The sequence below is a fragment of the Pseudomonas sp. TE12234 genome, assembly GCF_054061835.1.
In genome coordinates, this window is record NZ_JBSSEP010000008.1 from 161,765 (window position 1) to 180,919 (window position 19,155).

Genomic DNA, 19,155 nt, shown 5'->3' on the forward strand with positions numbered 1-19,155 from the left:
TCTTGGTCACCCGGCGATATCGCGAATGGCGATCTCGCTCATGATGCGTTCCAGCACCTGGTCGATGGATAATTCCGTGGAATCCAGCTGTATGGCGTCAGCCGCCGGCTTGAGCGGGGCTACCGCTCGCTGGGTGTCACGCTCATCGCGTGCACGTATCTCATCTAGCAGACTCGACAGACTAACACCATCGACTTTGCCCTTCAACTGCAAGTATCGACGGCGCGCACGCTCCTCGGCACTGGCAGTGAGAAAAATTTTCAGCGGCGCATCGGGAAAAACCACCGTGCCCATGTCGCGACCATCGGCCACCAGACCCGGCGCCTCCTGGAATGCACGCTGGCGCTGCAGCAGCGCCTCGCGTACCGCAGGCAATGCAGCCACTTGGGAAGCACCGGAGCCGACGCTTTCCGTACGGATCACATCGCTGACTTCATCACCTTCCAGGATGATGCGCTGCAGCTGACCGTCGGTCGCCGCAATGAATTGCACATCCAGATGAGCGGCAAGTTTTTTCAGCAGCTCTTCATTGGTCAGGTCGACGCCGTGGTTGTGCGCAGCAAAAGCGAGCAGACGGTACAGCGCACCGGAATCCAGCAGATTCCAGCCCAGGCGCTTGGCCAGAATCCCGGCGACGGTGCCTTTGCCGGAACCGCTTGGCCCATCAATGGTGATGACCGGTGCAATGCTCTTCACGACTGAGCCTCTTGGGCAACGCGGATGCCGACCTGCGCACACAGCGCGAGGAAGTTGGGGAACGACGTCGCGACGTTGGCGCAATCATGGATGCGGATTGGCGCACTGGCACGCAGCGAGGCAACGCTGAACGCCATGGCAATCCGGTGATCGCCATGACCGTGCACTTCGCCGCCGCCGATCTGGCCGCCATCGATGATGATGCCGTCCGGGGTCGGTTCGCACTTGACGCCCAGCGCCAGCAAGCCATCGGCCATCACCTGGATGCGATCCGATTCCTTGACCCGCAACTCTTCGGCGCCACGCAGCACAGTGCGCCCTTCGGCACAGGCCGCGGCCACGAACAACACCGGGAATTCGTCGATCGCCAATGGAACCAGCGCTTCCGGAATCTCGATACCTTTGAGTTTAGCTGCACGTACGCGCAGGTCAGCTACCGGCTCGCCGCCCACTTCACGCTGGTTTTCCAGGGTGATGTCCGCACCCATCAGGCGCAGGATGTCGATCACGCCGGTACGGGTCGGGTTGATGCCGACATGCTCGAGCACCAGCTCGGAGCCTTCGGCGATCGACGCCGCCACCAGGAAAAACGCCGACGACGAGATATCACCCGGTACTTCGATATGGGTGGCGGTCAGCTTGTTGCCGGACTCTACCGAAGCAGTCGCGCCGTTAACGGTAACCGGATAGCCGAAACCACGCAGCATGCGCTCGGTATGGTCACGGGTCGGCGCGGGCTCGGTCACGGTGGTCTTGCCTTCGGCGTACAGACCCGCCAGCAGCAGGCAAGACTTAACCTGGGCACTGGCCATCGGCATGGTGTAAGTCAGGCCCTTGAGCTTGTGACCACCGCGAATGGTCATCGGAGGGCGACCGTCAGCCGCCGTCTCGATCACGGCGCCCATTTCACGCAGCGGGTTGGCCACGCGATTCATCGGACGCTTGGACAGCGATGCGTCGCCGGTCAGGGTACTGTCGAAGTCCTGCGCGGCCAGCAGGCCGGACAGCAGGCGCATCGAAGTACCGGAGTTGCCCAGATAGATCGGGCCCGGCGCCGGCTTCAGACCATGCAGGCCGACGCCGTGAATGGTCACGCGACCGTGGTGCGGGCCTTCAATCACGACACCCATGTCACGGAATGCCTGAAGGGTCGCCAGGGCGTCTTCGCCCTCGAGGAAACCTTCCACTTCGGTCACGCCTTCGGCCAGGGAGCCCAGCATGATCGAACGGTGGGAAATCGATTTGTCGCCTGGTACGCGAATCCGACCGGACAGGCGGCCACCAGGTTGAGCCAGGAAAATCAGATCGTTGGAATTCATAGCGTCCACATAGGCCCGACGGGCCAGGATTTTACTGAAATGCTCGCGGGCAACCCGGGCGCGAGTGAAAACGCCCAACAATTGGTGCCCATCCCCTGCATCGACCGCGTCGCGCAAGGCGTCGAGGTCGCTGCGAAATGTATCGAGTGTGCGCAGGACAGCTTCGCGGTTGGCGAGGAAGATGTCGTGCCACATGACCGGGTCGCTTCCGGCGATTCTTGTGAAATCGCGGAAACCGCCCGCAGCGTAACGGAAGATCTCAAGGTTTTCATTGCGCTTGGCCAACGAGTCGACCAAACCGAACGCCAGCAAGTGCGGCAGATGACTGGTCGCCGCCAACACTTCGTCGTGACGCTCGACCTGCATGTGCTCGACATCGGCACCCAATTCCCGCCACAAACGGTCGACCACCGCCAATGCGGCCGGATCGGTCTGATCCAGCGGCGTCAGAATGACCTTATGGCGTCGAAACAGCTCGGCATTGGAGGCTTCCACTCCGCTCTGCTCGGAACCGGCAATCGGATGCCCCGGGACGAAGCGCGGCGGCATGCCACCAAAAGCTTCAGTAGCAGCACGCACCACATTACCCTTGGCACTGCCGACGTCGGTCAGGATCGCCGCGCCCAGATCCATGCCCGCCATTCGAGCGAGCAGTTTTTCCATGGCGAGGATCGGCACCGCCAACTGGATAACGTCCGCCCCCTGGCAAGCCAGCGCGAGGTCGTCTTCGCAACGATCCACCACACCCAGTTCAACCGCGAGTTTGCGCGACTGCGGATCGAGATCAACCCCGACCACTTCGCGGCACAGACCACTCTCGCGCAAACCCTTGGCAAACGAACCGCCGATCAGGCCCAGACCGACCACCACCAGGCGCCCGATCATAGGTTCAGCAGATTGCAGTGCAGTGACATCACCCACGGGCCAGAACCTTGGCCAGCGCCTCGAGGAAGCGGCTGTTTTCCGCCGGTAAACCGATGGTGATACGGAGGTGATTCGGCATGCCGTAGTTGGCTACCGGACGCACGATCACACCCTCACGCAGCAAACCCTGGAAAACCGGAGCCGCCACCTGACCGAGATCGACACAAATGAAGTTGCCCTTGGAGGGAATCCAGCTCAGCCCCAGGTCGCGGAAACCCGCTTCCAGTTGCTGCATGCCGGTTTCATTCAGGCGACGACTTTCGGCCAGGTACTCGGCGTCTTGCAGGGCGGCGCAAGCGGCAGCCAGGGCCAGGCTATTGACGTTGAACGGCTGGCGCACGCGGTTCAGCACGTCGGCGACCACGGCAGTGGACAAGCCATAGCCAACCCGTAGCGCCGCCAGGCCATAGGCCTTGGAGAACGTACGAGAAACCAGCAGGTTCGGGTAAGCCGCGAGGAAATCCAGGCCGTCCGGCAGATCGCTGCCTTCGGCGTACTCGATGTAGGCCTCGTCCAGCACCACCAGCACATGTTCCGGCACGTCCTGCAGGAATTCGTCCAGTGCCTCGGTATCGAACCAGGTCCCGGTCGGGTTGTTCGGGTTGGCGATGAACACCACGCGGGTGTTGGCGTCGATCGCGGCCAACATGGCCGGCAGGTCATGCCCCCAGTCTTTGGCCGGAATCACTTTTGCCTGCGCACCCACCGCCTGGGTCACGATCGGATAGACCGCAAACGCGTGCTCGCTGAATACGGCGTTCAGACCCGGCGCCAGGTAAGCGCGCGCCACCAGCTCCAGAATGTCGTTGGAACCGTTGCCCAGCGTCACTTGATTCAGCTCGACGCGGCACTGCTCGGCCAGCAGGGTTTTGAGCGCAAAACCGTTGCCGTCCGGGTAGCGGGTCAGTTCCGCCAGCGCATCGCGGATGGCCGCCAGCGCCTTGGGGCTGGCGCCCAGGGGATTTTCATTGCTTGCCAGCTTGACGATGCTGGCCGGATCGAGATCCAGCTCGCGAGCCAATTCGTCCACAGGCTTGCCCGGAACATAAGGCGAAAGTTGTTGCACGCCCGGCTGCGCCAGAGCTAGGAAATTGCCACTCATTTGCTACCGCCCTTAGAGAACTGCTTTCGGGTAGGAACCCAGCACTTTGAGTGCCACTGCTTCCTGACTGATCTTTTCCAGCACACCCTTGACCAGCGGGTCGCGATGGTGGCCGACGAAGTCGATGAAGAACACGTAGGTCCATTTACCGCTGCGCGACGGACGCGTCTCGATTCGCGTCAGGTCGATGCCGTTTTCATGGAAAGGCACCAGCAACTCGTGAAGCGCGCCCGGCTTGTTGCTCATGGAGACGATGATTGAGGTCTTGTCGTCGCCGGTCGGTGGCACTTCCTGGCTGCCGATCATCAGGAAACGCGTGGAGTTATCCGGGCGATCCTCGATTTTCTCCGCCAGTCGGGTCAGCCCGTACAGGCCGGCCGCCATATCGCCGGCAATCGCCGCCGAATTCCACTCACCCTTGACCCGCTTGGCCGCTTCGGCGTTGCTGGACACCGCCACGCGCTCGACATTCGGGTAATGGGCGTCCAGCCACTTGCGGCACTGGGCCAGGGACTGGGCGTGGGAATAGATGCGACTGATGCTGTCGGTCTTGGTGTTTTCACCGACCAACAGGTGATGGTGGATGCGCAGCTCGACTTCGCCGCAGATCACCATGTCGTGTTCCAGGAAGCTGTCCAGCGTGTGGTTGACCGCGCCTTCGGTGGAATTCTCCACCGGGACCACACCAAAGTTCACCGCACCGGCCGCCACTTCACGGAACACCTCGTCGATCGCCGCCATCGGCTTGCTGATCACGGCATGGCCGAAGTGCTTCATGGCAGCGGCTTGGGTGAAGGTACCTTCAGGGCCGAGGTAAGCCACTTTCAGCGGCTGCTCGAGCGCCAGGCACGACGACATGATTTCGCGGAACAAACGCGCCATCTCTTCGTTGCCCAGCGGCCCCTGGTTACGCTCCATGACACGCTTGAGCACCTGAGCTTCGCGCTCAGGACGATAGAACACCGGCACTTCGCCTTCGGCCAGCGAGGCCATCTTTACTCGCGCGACTTCCTGGGCGCAGCGCGCACGCTCACTGATCAACTCCAGGACTTTTTCGTCCAGGGCATCAATGCGCAGGCGCAGTGCCTTGAGTTCTTGCTCAGACATTAGCCGTGTTCCTTCTCGAACTCTGCCATGTACGAAACCAGCGCATGGATGGCGTTGATATCGACGGCGTTATAGATGGAGGCGCGCATGCCGCCCACGGAACGGTGCCCCTTGAGGTTCAACAGACCACGTTCGTCGGCACCGGCCAGGAACGGTTTGTCCAGACGGTCGTCCGCCAGACGGAAAGGCACGTTCATCCAGGAACGGTCCGACTTGTTGATCGGGTTGCTGTACAGGCCGCTGGCGTCGATGAAGTCGTACAGCGTGCGCTGCTTCACTTCGTTGAGCTTGCCGATGGCTTCGACACCACCCTGCTCTTTGAGCCACTCGAACACCAGGCCGGAGAGGTACCAGGCCAGGGTCGGCGGGGTGTTGTACATAGAGCCGTTATCGGCCGCAACCTTGTAGTTGAGCATGGTCGGGCAGATGGAACGGGCGTGACCCAGCAGGTCTTCGCGAACGATGTTGACCACGATGCCGCTCGGGCCGATGTTTTTCTGGGCACCGGCGTAGATCATGCCGAAGCGCGAGACATCCACCGGACGCGAAAGAATGTCCGAGGACATGTCGGCCACCAGCGGAACATCACCGGTTTCCGGAATCCACTGGAATTCCAGGCCACCGATGGTTTCGTTCGGCGCGTAGTGAACGTAGGCCGCGTCCTTGGACAGCTTCCACTCGTTCTGACCGGGAATAGCGAAATAGTCGTAAGGCTTGGCGGTAGCGGCAACATTGACATGGCCGTAGCGCGAAGCTTCTTCGATGGCTTTCTGCGACCAGATACCGGTATCGATATAGTCGGCAGTACCGCTTTCCGGCAACAGGTTCAGAGGAATCTGAGCAAATTGCTGGCTGGCGCCACCTTGCAGAAACAGCACTTTATAGTTCGAGGGGATATTCAGCAGATCACGCAGATCCTGCTCGGCCTTGGTGGCAATGGACACGAACTCATCACTGCGATGGCTCATCTCCATGACCGACAGACCCTTGCCGTGCCAGTCGAGCAACTCGGACTGGGCACGCAACAGGACAGCTTCAGGAAGCGCAGCAGGACCTGCGCAGAAGTTATAGGCTCGTTTGCTCACATCCACTCTCGCTATGCAATCACGGTAGCGGACAGAGCAAACACTCTGCCCTGCTACGATTTGGTTAGTCTTGCGACTCTTCTTCGTCTGCGGCGTCAGCCTGCAGGTTGTCGACCGTATCGTCCGGTTCGGCGCCGATCACGCCCGCTTCCAGCTCGACACCCTCTTCATCCTCGAACTCTTCACCTTCGACTTCCGACGGCTCCTGAACCCGCTCCAGGCCGACCAGGGTTTCATCCTTGGCCAGTTTGATCAGGGTCACGCCCTGGGTGTTACGACCCAGGCTGGACACTTCGTCGACACGGGTACGTACCAGGGTGCCCTGGTCGGAAATCAGCATGATCTCCTCGCCATCGAGCACCTGAACCGCACCGACCAGACGGCCGTTACGCTCGTTGCTGACCATGGCAATAACGCCCTGACCGCCACGCTTGTACTCAGGGAACTCGGTGATTGCCGTACGCTTGCCGAAGCCACGCTCGGAAGCGGTGAGGATCTGGCTGCCTTCTTCAGGGATCAGCATGGAAATCAGTTTCTGGCCTTCCGGCAGGCGCATGCCGCGCACACCGCGGGCGGTACGGCCCATGGCACGAACGTCGGATTCCTTGAAGCGAGTCACCTTGCCGCCATCGGAGAACAGCATGACTTCGCGCTCGCCATCAGTAATGGCGGCGGAAATCAGTACGTCGCCTTCATCCAGCTCCAGCGCGATCAAACCAACGCTGCGTTGACGGCTGAAGGATTCCAGCGGGGTCTTCTTCACGGTGCCATTGGCGGTCGCCATGAAGATGTAGTGACCTTCGGTGTATTCCTCGACCGGCAGCATGGTGGTGATGTATTCACCGTCATCCAGCGGCAGCAGGTTGACCAGCGGACGACCACGGGCCGCACGGGACGCCTCGGGGATTTCGTAGGTCTTGAGCCAGTACACCTTGCCCTTGCTGGAGAACAGCAACAGCGTGGTGTGACTGTTGGCAACCAGCAAATGAGCGATGTAGTCCTCATCCTTGACGCCGGTCGCCGACTTGCCTTTACCGCCACGACGCTGAGCCTGATAGGCAGCCAGCGGCTGGGTCTTGGCATAGCCACCGTGGGAAATGGTCACGACACGCTCTTCTTCCGGGATCATGTCACCCAGGGTCAGGTCGAGACGGGCATCCAGGATCTCGGTGCGGCGCACATCGCCGTATTCGGCGCGGATCACTTCCAGCTCTTCGCGGATCACTTCCATCAGGCGCGTGGCGCTGTTGAGGATGCGGATCAGCTCGCCGATCTGGTTGAGGATCTCTTGATACTCAGCCAGCAGTTTTTCGTGTTCCAGACCGGTCAGACGGTGCAGACGCAGTTCCAGAATGGCTTGCGCCTGTTCTGGCGACAGGAAGTACTTGCCGTCGCGCAGACCGTATTGCGGATCGAGGTTTTCCGGACGGCACGAATCGGCACCGGCACGTTCGACCATCGCGACCACGGCAGAGGATTCCCAAGGGGTGCTGACGAGCGCTTCCTTGGCTTCCGACGGGGTTGGCGAGGCCTTGATCAGGGCGATGACCGGGTCGATGTTCGAAAGTGCAACCGCCTGGCCTTCAAGGATATGACCACGCTCGCGCGCCTTGCGCAGCTCGAACACGGTACGGCGGGTAACCACTTCGCGACGGTGACGCACGAAGGCTTCCAGCAGGTCCTTGAGGTTCAGGATCCGTGGGCGGCCGTCGATCAGCGCGACGATGTTGATGCCGAACACTGCTTGCAGCTGGGTCTGGGCGTAGAGGTTATTGAGAATGACCTCGGGCACTTCACCGCGACGCAGTTCGATCACGACGCGCATACCGTCCTTGTCGGACTCGTCGCGCAGTTCGGTGATGCCTTCGAGCTTCTTCTCTTTTACCAGCTCGGCGATCTTCTCGATCAGACGAGCCTTGTTCAGTTGGTAAGGGAGCTCGGTGATGACGATCTGCTGACGGCCACCGACCTTGTCGATGTCTTCGATGATCGAGCGCGCACGCATGTAAATGCGGCCGCGACCGGTGCGGTAGGCTTCGATGATGCCGGCGCGACCGTTGATGATCGCGGCGGTCGGGAAGTCCGGACCGGGAATGTATTGCATCAACTCATCGACGGTCAGCTCAGGGTTGTCGATGAGGGCCAGGCAACCGTCGATGACTTCACCGAGGTTGTGCGGCGGAATGTTGGTCGCCATGCCCACGGCGATACCGCTGGAGCCGTTGACCAGCAGGTTGGGAATACGGGTCGGCATGACCGCCGGGATCATTTCGGTGCCGTCGTAGTTCGGCACCCAGTCCACGGTTTCCTTATGCAGGTCGGCCAGCAGCTCGTGCGCCAGCTTGGTCATGCGCACTTCGGTGTATCGCATGGCCGCGGCGTTGTCGCCGTCCACCGAACCGAAGTTGCCCTGGCCGTCTACCAGCAGGTAGCGCAGGGAGAATGGCTGCGCCATCCGAACGATGGTGTCGTACACCGCGGTATCACCGTGCGGGTGATACTTACCGATCACGTCACCGACGACACGGGCAGATTTCTTGTACGGCTTGTTGAAGTCGTTGCCCAGCTCGCTCATCGCGAACAGCACGCGCCGGTGCACGGGCTTCAAGCCATCGCGCGCATCCGGCAGTGCCCGCCCGACAATCACGCTCATCGCGTAATCGAGGTAGGACTGCTTCAGCTCGTCTTCGATATTGACCGGGAGGATTTCTTTGGCCAGTTCGCCCATGAGAAGCCTGATTCCTTTTTCTGGTGAAACTTCGTCACATCCATATGGGACGAACGAAGCTCGCCGATGCAGGCTGAGTGCCATGCACCGACTTACGACAAATCAACGAGTTATGCCATGGATCTGCGCAGTAAAGGCCACCCCTTGGGGCAACCTTGGAAACCGCCGGATGTTATCACAAGAGCCGCCACGCACCTATCCCCCTGATGCGCATGGAGCATAGTTAGTTGACCGGTGACAGGCTTGAAGGGGATCAGAGAAGCTTAGAGCCTTATTGATTGAAGTTTTTCAGGCTGAATCAGGCTAATCCATCGCCTTTTAGGACGTCATAGCGGGCAAGCCCGCTCCCACAGGGTTCTGTGGCGCTCACAAGACCTGTGGGAGAGAGCTTGCCCGCGATGATGATTTAACAGGCACCGAAAAAATCAGTGCAGACGCTTACGGCACATCAACTGGGTCATTTTCGCGGTATCCGGCCTTTCGACGATGCCCTTTTCGGTGACGATGGCGTCGATCAGATCCGCCGGCGTCACATCGAACACCGGGTTGAACGCCTCGACATCCGCCCCGACCCGTTTCCCACCGACGTCCAGCAACTCGCGACCATCACGTTCTTCAATCGGGATGTCGTCGCCACTGGCCAGGCTCATGTCGATGGTCGAACTCGGCGCCACCACCATGAAACGCACGCCGTGGTGCATGGCATTGACCGCCAGTTGATAGGTGCCGATCTTGTTCGCCACGTCGCCATTGGCAGTGATCCGGTCCGCGCCGACGATCACCCAGGTAATGCCCTTGGTCTTCATGATGTGCGCCGCAGCCGAGTCGGCATTGAGGGTGACGGGAATGCCTTCGTTGGCCAATTCCCACGCCGTCAATCGCGAGCCCTGCAACCATGGACGGGTTTCGCCGGCATAGACACGCTCAACCATGCCCTCGATGAAGGCCCCGCGAATCACTCCCAGCGCCGTACCGAAGCCGCCAGTGGCCAGCGCGCCGGTGTTGCAGTGGGTGAGGATGGCCTGGGCGTTGCCCTGATGCTTGCGGATAAGGTCGACACCCAGCTGCGCCATGGTGAGATTGGCTTCGCGATCACTTTCATGAATGGCGATAGCCTCGGCTTCCAGGACAGCCAGCGGATCGGCATGATTTTTCAGGCGATCGAGCCGCTCTTGCATACGGCCCAGCGCCCAGAAGAGGTTGACCGCGGTCGGACGGGCATCGGCAAGCAGGGCAAAGTCCTCGGCCAGCGCCGCCTGCCAGTCACCACCCTCGGCAAATCGCGCACGCGCCGCCAGCACGACGCCATAGGCAGCGCTGATCCCGATCGCCGGCGCACCGCGCACCACCATCGAGCGAATGGCCTCGGCCACGCCAGCTGCGGTGGTGTAGGCGATCCAGATCTCCTCGAACGGCAAAATACGCTGATCCAGCAGATAAAGGGCGCCATCACGCCAATCGATGGCCTTCACTTTCTCCGCAGCCAACAGTCGATCGCGCATCCCTCACCCCGCACTCATGAACAAAAGCCGCCGATTATAGCGATCCCCCCGCGAAGACGCTCGGGTATACTTCGCCATCCTTTACAAAAGCACTGGAACCGACCCTCGATGCCGAACACTGCCGTTGCGCTCGACCTGTTATTACTGCCGACCTGGCTGGTACCCGTCGAACCCGCTGGTGTTGTCCTGAAGGACCATGGCCTGGGCATTCGCGACGGGCGCATCGTATTTATCGGCCCACGTTCCGCTGCCCTGAAGCTTAACGCAAGCGAAGTGCGCGAACTCCCGGACATCTTGCTCAGCCCCGGGCTGATCAACGCTCACGGGCATGCGGCAATGACCCTGTTCCGCGGTCTGGCCGATGATTTGCCGCTCATGACCTGGCTGGAAAACCACATCTGGCCAGCCGAAGCCAAATGGGTCGACGACGATTTTGTCCGCGATGGCACGGACCTGGCCATCGCTGAGCAGATCAAAAGTGGCATCACCTGCTTCTCTGACATGTATTTCTTCCCGAAGGTTGCCAGCGAACGCGTGCATAACAGCGGCATTCGCGCACAGATTGCGATCCCGATCCTTGATTTCCCCATCCCCGGCGCCATTACAACGGACGAAGCCATTCGTCAGGGCGTCGAGTTGTTTAACGACCTCAAGCACCACGACCGGATAAAAGTCACCTTTGGGCCCCATGCACCCTACACCGTGGGCGATGAAACCCTGGAAAAAATCCGGGTAATCACCGAAGAACTCGACGCCTCGATTCACATGCACGTGCATGAAACCGCATTCGAAGTACAGCAGTCGGTCGAACAGCGCGGCGAGCGTCCACTGGCTCGCCTCGCGCGACTGGGCCTGCTCGGGCCTCGCTTCCAGGCCGTTCACATGACCCAGATCAGCGAGGAAGACCTGGCGCTGCTGGTAGAAAGCAACACCAACGTCATTCATTGCCCGGAGTCGAACCTGAAACTGGCCAGCGGTTTCTGCCCGGTGGAACGCTTGTGGCAGGCTGGAGTGAATGTCGCCGTCGGCACCGATGGCTCGGCCAGCAACAACGACCTGGACTTGCTCGGCGAAACCCGCACCGCCGCCCTGCTGGCCAAGGCTGTCGCCGGCTCGGCCACCGCGCTGGATGCCCATCGCGCCCTGCGCATGGCCACGCTCAACGGCGCCCGGGCCCTGGGAATCGAAGCCGAGACCGGTTCGCTGGAAGTCGGCAAGGCCGCTGACATCGTGGCGTTCGACCTTTCCGGCCTGGCCCAACAACCGGTCTACGACCCTGTTTCGCAACTTATCTACGCGACGGGCCGGGACTGCGTGAAACACCTTTGGGTCGCCGGCAAGCCACTGCTGGACGACCGACGCCTGACGCGCCTGGATGAACAACAGCTGATCGCCACCGCCAAGGCCTGGGGCCAGCGCATCAGTGGCCGCAACGAATCGTAAGCCCCCCGGACCACACTTCGGGGCAACAGGATTTTTCAAGTTTCAGAGGACTTAAACCATGAACAACGTCGACTACGCCGAAATCGCCAAATTCGAAGCCCTGGCCCATCGCTGGTGGGACCGCGAAAGCGAATTCAAGCCGCTGCACGATATCAACCCGCTGCGGGTCAACTGGATTGACGAACGCGTCAACCTGGCCGGCAAGAAAGTCCTGGACGTCGGTTGCGGCGGCGGCATCCTCAGTGAAGCGATGGCCCAGCGTGGCGCGACGGTGATGGGCATCGACATGGGCGAAGCGCCACTGGCGGTCGCGCAGTTGCATCAACTGGAGTCCGGCGTGAACGTCGAATACCGGCAAATCACCGCCGAAGCCCTGGCCGAAGAAATGCCGGAACAGTTCGACGTAGTCACCTGCCTGGAAATGCTCGAACACGTACCGGATCCATCCTCGGTGATCCGCGCCTGCTTCCGCATGGTCAAGCCTGGCGGCCAGGTTTTCTTCTCCACCATCAACCGCAACCCCAAGGCGTACCTGTTCGCCATCGTCGGTGCCGAATACATCATGAAGCTGCTGCCGCGCGGCACCCATGACTTCAAGAAATTCATCCGCCCTTCCGAACTTGGCGCCTGGAGCCGCATGGCCGGCCTGACTGTCAAAGACATCATCGGCCTGACCTACAACCCGCTGACCAAGCACTACAAACTGGCGTCCGACGTAGACGTCAACTACATGATCCAGACCCTGCGCGAGGAATAAGCCGATGCGAATCAGAGCAGTTCTTTTCGACATGGACGGCACCCTGCTCGACACCGCGCCAGACTTCATTGCGATCTGTCAGGCGATGCGAGCGGACCGCGGCATGGCGCCGATGAACGACAAACACATCCGCGACGAGATCTCGGGCGGCGCCAAGGCGATGGTGGCCGTGACCTTCGCCATGGACCCCGAGTCGCCAGGATTCGAGGAACTGCGTCTGGAGTTCCTCGAGCGCTACCTGGTGGGTTGCGCCGTTCATAGCAAATTGTTCGACGGCATGCACGAACTGCTGGCCGACATCGAAAAGGCCAACCTGATCTGGGGCGTCGTCACCAACAAGCCGTTGCGTTTTGCCGAGCCGATCATGCAGCAGCTCGGGCTGGCCGAGCGTTCCGCCCTGCTGATCTGCCCCGACCACGTGAAAAACAGTAAACCGGATCCAGAGCCATTGATCCTCGCTTGCAAGATGCTCGACCTCGACCCGGCCAGCGTGCTGTTCGTCGGCGATGATCTGCGCGATATCGAATCGGGCCGCGATGCAGGCACCCGGACGGCGGCGGTGACTTTCGGCTATATCCACCCGGACGATAACCCGCGGCACTGGGGCGCGGACGTGGTGGTCGATCATCCGCTGGAGTTGCGCAAGGTGCTCGATAGCGCCCTTTGTAGCTGCTGAGCTGCCCCGATTTTTTGTAGGCGCGAGCTTGCTCGCGAAAAACCTGAGGACGCCGTGGGGATATCAGGCTTGTCGCGTAATCGTTGACGACCATCGTCGGAACGCCGCCCGGAGCAAGCTCGCCCTCACAATGACCGCGCAACGGTCGCTCCTATTCTGATTTGTTGAGGTTTTTATGTTCGATTATTCCGCTCGCCCTGACTTGCTCAAGGATCGGGTTATCCTGGTCACCGGCGCCGGTCGTGGCATTGGCGCCGCCGCCGCGAAAACCTATGCCGCCCATGGCGCAACCGTGCTGCTGCTAGGCAAGACCGAGGCCAATCTGACTCAGGTCTACGACGAAATCGAAGCAGCCGGCCATCCGCAACCCGCAGTCATCCCGTTCAATCTGGAAACCGCCCTGCCTCATCAATACGATGAGCTGGCAGCGATGATCGAAAGTGAATTCGGCCACCTCGACGGCTTGTTGCACAACGCGTCGATCATCGGCCCGCGCACACCGATCGAACAGCTCTCCGGCGAAAACTTCATGCGAGTCATGCAAGTCAACGTCAACGCCATGTTCATGCTGACCAGCACATTGCTGCCACTGCTCAAGCTGTCCCAGGATGCTTCGGTGGTCTTCACTTCCAGCAGCGTCGGCCGCAAAGGCCGTGCCTATTGGGGGGCATACGGCGTCTCGAAGTTCGCCACCGAAGGCCTGATGCAAACCCTGGCCGATGAAGTCGACACCGTAGCCCCTGTGCGCTCCAACAGCATCAACCCGGGTGCTACTCGGACCAGCATGCGTGCCCAGGCGTATCCAGGGGAAAACCCGCTGAACAACCCGACGCCCGAAGAGATCATGCCGGTCTATCTGTACCTGATGGGGCCGGACAGCACAGGCATTAACGGCCAGGCGTTCAACGCTCAATAATACCGTGCGTCGCTTTTGTGCCGCGCCGACTTCCCGTCGCGGCACACAAGGCTCGGCGGGTTTTCAGTCAAACAAATGCCGCACAAGTCTTCCCCACCATTTCCGCTATCGCCAACCTATTGATTTCGAAATATTTTTAATAAATCGAACTCTCTGGCATGACTTTCGCTCTACCTTTGCTCAAACAGGCAATGTGAAAGCAGGCAAACGGCGGTTAAGTCGACAGGTTACTAAACCGCGATAAAGCAGATTAGACTTGTACGAAATGTCCTACGGGACTGACGGACCAGTATGACGTGCAGCCCAAAGCCGCTCTCACCCAGCTTGTAAGACAGCCTTACTGCTCAGGGGCGAACGCCATATGAAATCACCTTCCCAGACCAACGCAATTGACTTTGATAGCGCCAAATTGCAACGCCTGGGCTTTGGTCAGCAGCAAGCGTCCCTGGAAAGGCCACTCAGTCTTGCGCAACTGCGCCAGCAACTGAGCCTGCAGCTGCAAACCAGTCTTGAGCCACAACGCATTCTCGGGCTGTTCTTCCGCGAAATTCAGCGACTCGTTCCACTCGATGCCTTGAGCTACCAGCACAAGAGCAGCGACTTGCGCCTGGAGTTTGGTCAGCGTGGCCACCACTCCATCAGTTACAACCTCAGCCATGAAGGCGAGCACCTGGGTGAACTGGTGTTTCGCCGCAATCAGCGCTTCACCGAGCAAGAACAAGGCAACCTCGAATCACTGCTGGCCTCGCTCTTGTATCCGATGCGCAACAGCCTGCTTTACCGTGCCGCCACCCAGAGTGCACTGCGTGATCCGCTGACTGACACCGGCAACCGTATCGCCATGGACCAGACGCTGCAGCGGGAAATCGAGCTGTCTCGGCGCCACCTGCAGCCGTTATCCCTGCTGATGCTGGACATCGATCACTTCAAGCGAATCAATGACACCCACGGTCACAGCGCCGGTGACGAGGTGCTAAAAGCCGTTGCCGCGTCGATCAAAAGCCAGTTGCGCAACGTGGACATGGTGTTTCGTTACGGGGGCGAAGAGTTCCTGATTCTGCTGTCCAACACCTCCCGGGAGGCGGCGGCCATGATCGGTGAACGATTGCGGGTGGCGGCGCAGGCTGAGGACTATGAGGCCGATGGCCGGGTGATCGGGCTGACTGTCAGCCTCGGCTGCTCGACACTGCTGCCTGGTGAGTCAGTGGAGAGCCTGCTGCGAAGGGCTGACAATGCGCTGTACGTGGCCAAGCGCGAGGGGCGTAACCGGTTGGCAATGGCGGGTTGAGTCTTCAGCAAGGCTGCATAACCAATGTGGGAGCGAGCCTGCTCGCGAAAGTGGAATGCCAGTCAACATCAATGTTGATTGATAAACCGCTTTCGCGAGCAGGCTCGCCCCCACAGTTTTATTGCATGTTACTCGGACCAGCTTTCGGCCAGCGCCAGTCGCTCACGTGCTGCCGGCGTTTTTTCCGCAAGTTCCAGCTGCATGCAACGCTCCAGGAACAGGAACATGTAGTCGTAGCTCTTGCACACGGCCTGACGCAATTCCATCTGCAGGGATTTGCTCGGGTTCATGCCCGCCAGGGAGCAGATGATTTCCAGTGCTTCCCACGGATGAGCATCGTCATACTGGGCGTGCATCTTCAGCCACTTCATCGCTCGTTTGCGCTCTTCCTCGGGGAAAGAGGCTGCGTATACGCCACTGGAACACACCAGCGCGGACCACTCCCCGGTCGCACCTTCAATGGCGTAGTTGGTCGCGGCGATGGCCACAATCAGCGAGTCCGCAGAACTGGTGTGCCAGCACCAATGGCTCAAGGCGTGTAGTTCGGGGGCTACCTGTTGCGCCTGCAGATCTTCCAGAGTGACGCCGTGAGCACGGCTCCAGTTCACCCAGTAATCGGCGTGGTTCAATTCGACGCGAATGTTGCGCATCAGCCAGCGACGCGCCATGTCTTCGCCCGGGTGGCGGGCAAAGCGGGTCTTGGTCAGGTTTTGTGCCATGTATAACGCGAACTGTTCGACCACCGGCCAGCCACCGATCAGGTACTGACGCATGGTCTTTGCACTGAGCTTGTTGTCACGCATGCGCTGATACAGTTCGTGTTCGACAACCCGGCGCTTGCTCTCGCTGCAATCCTGGATCAGGCGCTGGGCCCAGGCCGGATAACTTGCAGCTTCCATGAGTGGTCCGGTTCGGTTGAATGTGTCGATCACTGTCGGGCTCCTTTTGATTGTGATTGTTAGGATCAGCAAGAGATTTCAACGGAACGTGCCAGGCGCCCTGAACAACAAGGGTTGAGGCCTGGCAGGACGACTTTGCAAACTATCGCAGGTAAACAGTTGCGGGCGTTCAATGACATACCCTTGAGCGTAATCCACCCCGATCTCCAGCAATGCCTGCTCGATCAGTGGCGTCTCGACAAACTCGGCAATCGTACGCTTACCCATGACATGACCGATGTGATTGATCACCTCGACCATAGCGCGGTTAATCGGGTCGTCCAGCATATCCTTTACGAAACTCCCGTCGATCTTCAGGAAGTCTACAGGCAAATGTTTCAGGTAGGCGAATGAAGACATTCCGGCGCAAAAATCGTCCAGCGAAAAAAGGCAACCTAAACCCTTGAGTTCATTGATGAATCTGATCGCGCTGCCAAGATTTGAAATAGCACTGGTTTCAGTAATTTCAAAACAAATCATTTCAGCCGGTATCGAATACGTAACGAACTGTTCACGCAGGAAGTCGAGAAACGCCTCGTCTCCGATGGTTGTGCCTGACAGATTGATCGCACACATGGCCAGTGGCCCGTGGCGCTTTTCCGCGCGACATTGGGCAATGATCTTGAACACGTTTTGTACGACCCAACGATCAAGCGAGCTCATCAGGCCATAGCGCTCGGCCGCCGGAATAAAGCTGTCGGGCAAAATCATGCGCCCCGCCTCGTCGTGCAAGCGCAACAGGATTTCGATATGCCCGCTGCCTGCATCGGTATGGCCAAGCGGCGCAATCTCCTGGGCATACAGGCAGAAGCGATCTTCTTCCAGCGCCATGTGCAGGCGCTGTACCCAGGCCATTTCGCCAAAGCGCAGGGACAACTCCGAATCATCGGGATGGTAGACCTGAACCCGGTTACGACCTTTTTCCTTGGCCATGTAGCAGGCCATGTCGGCAGCGCGCAGCGACGCTTCAAGGGTGGTCGGATTCTGCGCGACATGCACCAGGCCGATGCTCACGGTTGTCACGAATGGCCGGCCCTTCCAGACAAAGTGCAGATTCTGCACGGTCTGACGCAGGCTCTCGGCGACTTTCTCCGCCGCGTCCGGCCCACAGTTCTCCAGCAGGATGCCGAACTCGTCCCCCCCCAACCGGGCGAGGGTATCGCCCTCACGCAATCCAGATTGCAGCAGCGCGCAGATATGCCGCAGCAATTCGTCACCGGCGGCATGGCCACAGGTATCGTTGACCAGCTTGAATTGATCCAGATCGAGAAACATCAGGGCATGACGCCCCGCCTGCCGGGTCAGCGTGTGCAGGGCCTGCTCCAGGCGATACTCGAACTCGCGACGGTTGGCCAGCCCGGTCAATGCATCGTGGGTGGCCTGCCAGGACAGATTGGCGATGTATTGCCGTTCCTGCGTCATGTCGTGCAGCACCAGTACGGCGCCGCTGACCTTGCCGGCATTGCGGATCGGCGCGCCGACCAGCGTGACCGATACCGTGCTGCCATCGAGGCGTTGAATCAACTTGGAATGTTCACTGCCACCGCTGAGATGACCACTGAGAATGCGCTCGATCAACGTGAAACCGTCGGTCTGGGCATTCTCGTCCAGCAGATTGAACAAGGCCGCCAGCGGCAATCCGGTCGCCTGCTCGGCCTTCCAGTGAGTCAAGGCTTCGGCGGCCGGGTTCATGTAGGCAATGGCGCCTTCGACGTCGGTGGTAATCACCCCGTCGCCGATCGATTGCAGGGTGATCTGCGCCCGGTCCTTCTCCAGTTGCAGAGCGTCAGCGAAGGCGTGGCGTTGCTTGAGCAGTTTGTGGGTGCGCATCAAGGCCAACGCGATCAAGCCCAGCGCGGTGGCGAGGTTGGTCACCAGCAACAGGCGCAGAATGACTCGCGACCCCTCTCCCAATGCGTCACTGAAGGCTTTTGCTGCGGGTGTCACCTCATCGTTGATCGCAAAAATCTGCGCCTTCCAGCGCTTGATATCGTCATCGGACGCCGGGCTGGTGGAGATGTGCTGATGCATATCCTGCGCAACGTCATCCAGCTTGACCAGGTACGCATCACCCACCGTCCAGAGATCGATGGCCTTTTCGAGGTAACTGAAGTGGCGGAAATTGAGATACAGCCAGATCAGACTGGAAACGTCATCCGGGTGGTTGCCACCTTTGAGAATCGCCAGGCGCGCCGCTTCGATATTCGGCGGTTGATGATCCAGCGCTACCCGCAACTCGTGACCACCCTGGGGCACGGAAATCGCATTCTGGTATTTGCGGAAAATCGAGGCGTCACGACTGTCGGCGTACAGATTGAGGTAATAGATGGCGTCTTTTTGGCCTTTGGACCACAGGCTTTCACCGGCGACATAGCCGCGAACCGCCGACAGCACATAAAGGCTAACGCCACCCAACAAGGCTTGAAACACCACAACGGCGATAAATGGCCAGACAATGCCCAACAACCGTGGCGTTCCGAGTGTCCGCGTTTGATTCATGAGGTCCCTTGCATAAGCACTACTTGATCGTCTTCCGGACGTAATCGCTACAGCTAGACTAGGGGCTGATCTCATTCCCGGCAAGCCGGGATATTTAGGGAGGCCAAGATATATATACCGCCTCGAAGCGGCTTGAAGTGTTGAAGCTGGCGCTCTTTCCATTCGAGAGCGGAAC

General features: G+C 59.8%; 14 protein-coding genes. 5 read left to right on the plus strand and 9 right to left on the minus strand.

What is annotated here, in order from left to right; genetic code table 11:
* Positions 1 to 6: 6 nt before the first annotated feature.
* The 7 genes from cmk to mtnA all read right to left on the minus strand — a co-directional run bounded on the left by cmk (position 7) and on the right by mtnA (position 10,463).
* The gene (gene cmk, locus ACVWYU_RS14915) at positions 7 to 696 is read right to left on the minus strand and encodes a (d)CMP kinase (RefSeq protein WP_090317912.1); all 690 of its coding nucleotides are present in this window, start codon (positions 694 to 696) and stop codon (positions 7 to 9) included.
* Positions 693 to 2,900, minus strand: a complete 2,208-nt coding sequence (locus tag ACVWYU_RS14920; RefSeq protein ID WP_245706673.1) for a bifunctional prephenate dehydrogenase/3-phosphoshikimate 1-carboxyvinyltransferase — start codon at positions 2,898 to 2,900, stop codon at positions 693 to 695. Before ACVWYU_RS14920 ends, cmk begins: the two co-directional genes overlap by 4 nt.
* 28 nt (positions 2,901 to 2,928) lie before the next feature.
* On the minus strand, positions 2,929 to 4,041 hold the full coding sequence (hisC, locus tag ACVWYU_RS14925; protein WP_247255391.1) for a histidinol-phosphate transaminase: 1,113 nt from the start codon (positions 4,039 to 4,041) through the stop codon (positions 2,929 to 2,931).
* A gap of 12 nt (positions 4,042 to 4,053) precedes the next feature.
* The gene (gene pheA, locus ACVWYU_RS14930; protein ID WP_090317904.1) at positions 4,054 to 5,148 is read right to left on the minus strand and encodes a prephenate dehydratase; all 1,095 of its coding nucleotides are present in this window, start codon (positions 5,146 to 5,148) and stop codon (positions 4,054 to 4,056) included.
* Positions 5,148 to 6,233: a 3-phosphoserine/phosphohydroxythreonine transaminase gene (gene serC, locus ACVWYU_RS14935; protein ID WP_090317902.1), complete on the minus strand. Its 1,086-nt coding sequence runs from the start codon at positions 6,231 to 6,233 to the stop codon at positions 5,148 to 5,150. Before serC ends, pheA begins: the two co-directional genes overlap by 1 nt.
* 64 nt (positions 6,234 to 6,297) lie before the next feature.
* Positions 6,298 to 8,961 carry a DNA gyrase subunit A gene (gene gyrA, locus ACVWYU_RS14940; protein WP_090317899.1) on the minus strand — a complete coding sequence of 888 codons (2,664 nt, stop codon included), beginning with the start codon at positions 8,959 to 8,961 and terminating at the stop codon, positions 6,298 to 6,300.
* 425 nt (positions 8,962 to 9,386) lie between these two features.
* Complete coding sequence (gene mtnA / locus ACVWYU_RS14945) at positions 9,387 to 10,463, minus strand: S-methyl-5-thioribose-1-phosphate isomerase (RefSeq protein WP_457373003.1); 1,077 nt, start codon at positions 10,461 to 10,463, stop codon at positions 9,387 to 9,389.
* 108 nt (positions 10,464 to 10,571) lie between these two features.
* Here mtnA and ACVWYU_RS14950 point away from each other — a divergent pair, with 108 nt between their 5' ends.
* The 5 genes from ACVWYU_RS14950 to ACVWYU_RS14970 all read left to right on the plus strand — a co-directional run bounded on the left by ACVWYU_RS14950 (position 10,572) and on the right by ACVWYU_RS14970 (position 15,543).
* On the plus strand, positions 10,572 to 11,906 hold the full coding sequence (locus tag ACVWYU_RS14950; RefSeq protein ID WP_457373004.1) for a TRZ/ATZ family hydrolase: 1,335 nt from the start codon (positions 10,572 to 10,574) through the stop codon (positions 11,904 to 11,906).
* Positions 11,907 to 11,964: 58 nt separating this feature from the next.
* Positions 11,965 to 12,663: a bifunctional 2-polyprenyl-6-hydroxyphenol methylase/3-demethylubiquinol 3-O-methyltransferase UbiG gene (gene ubiG / locus ACVWYU_RS14955; protein ID WP_457373005.1), complete on the plus strand. Its 699-nt coding sequence runs from the start codon at positions 11,965 to 11,967 to the stop codon at positions 12,661 to 12,663.
* A 4-nt stretch (positions 12,664 to 12,667) separates the two neighbouring features.
* On the plus strand, positions 12,668 to 13,339 hold the full coding sequence (gene mupP / locus ACVWYU_RS14960) for an N-acetylmuramic acid 6-phosphate phosphatase MupP (protein ID WP_090317892.1): 672 nt from the start codon (positions 12,668 to 12,670) through the stop codon (positions 13,337 to 13,339).
* Positions 13,340 to 13,514: 175 nt separating this feature from the next.
* Positions 13,515 to 14,255 carry a YciK family oxidoreductase gene (locus tag ACVWYU_RS14965; RefSeq protein WP_247255389.1) on the plus strand — a complete coding sequence of 247 codons (741 nt, stop codon included), beginning with the start codon at positions 13,515 to 13,517 and terminating at the stop codon, positions 14,253 to 14,255.
* Between the two features lie 361 nt (positions 14,256 to 14,616).
* Positions 14,617 to 15,543: a GGDEF domain-containing protein gene (locus tag ACVWYU_RS14970; protein WP_457373006.1), complete on the plus strand. Its 927-nt coding sequence runs from the start codon at positions 14,617 to 14,619 to the stop codon at positions 15,541 to 15,543.
* Between the two features lie 128 nt (positions 15,544 to 15,671).
* Here the strand turns inward: ACVWYU_RS14970 and ACVWYU_RS14975 are convergent, their stop codons facing one another.
* Together ACVWYU_RS14975 and ACVWYU_RS14980 are read right to left on the minus strand one after the other, a co-directional pair.
* Positions 15,672 to 16,442, minus strand: coding sequence for a TenA family transcriptional regulator (locus ACVWYU_RS14975; protein ID WP_457373007.1), 771 nt, complete (start codon positions 16,440 to 16,442; stop codon positions 15,672 to 15,674).
* Between the two features lie 78 nt (positions 16,443 to 16,520).
* The gene (locus ACVWYU_RS14980) at positions 16,521 to 18,980 is read right to left on the minus strand and encodes an EAL domain-containing protein (RefSeq protein ID WP_090317881.1); all 2,460 of its coding nucleotides are present in this window, start codon (positions 18,978 to 18,980) and stop codon (positions 16,521 to 16,523) included.
* Between the last annotated feature and the right edge of the window lie 175 nt (positions 18,981 to 19,155).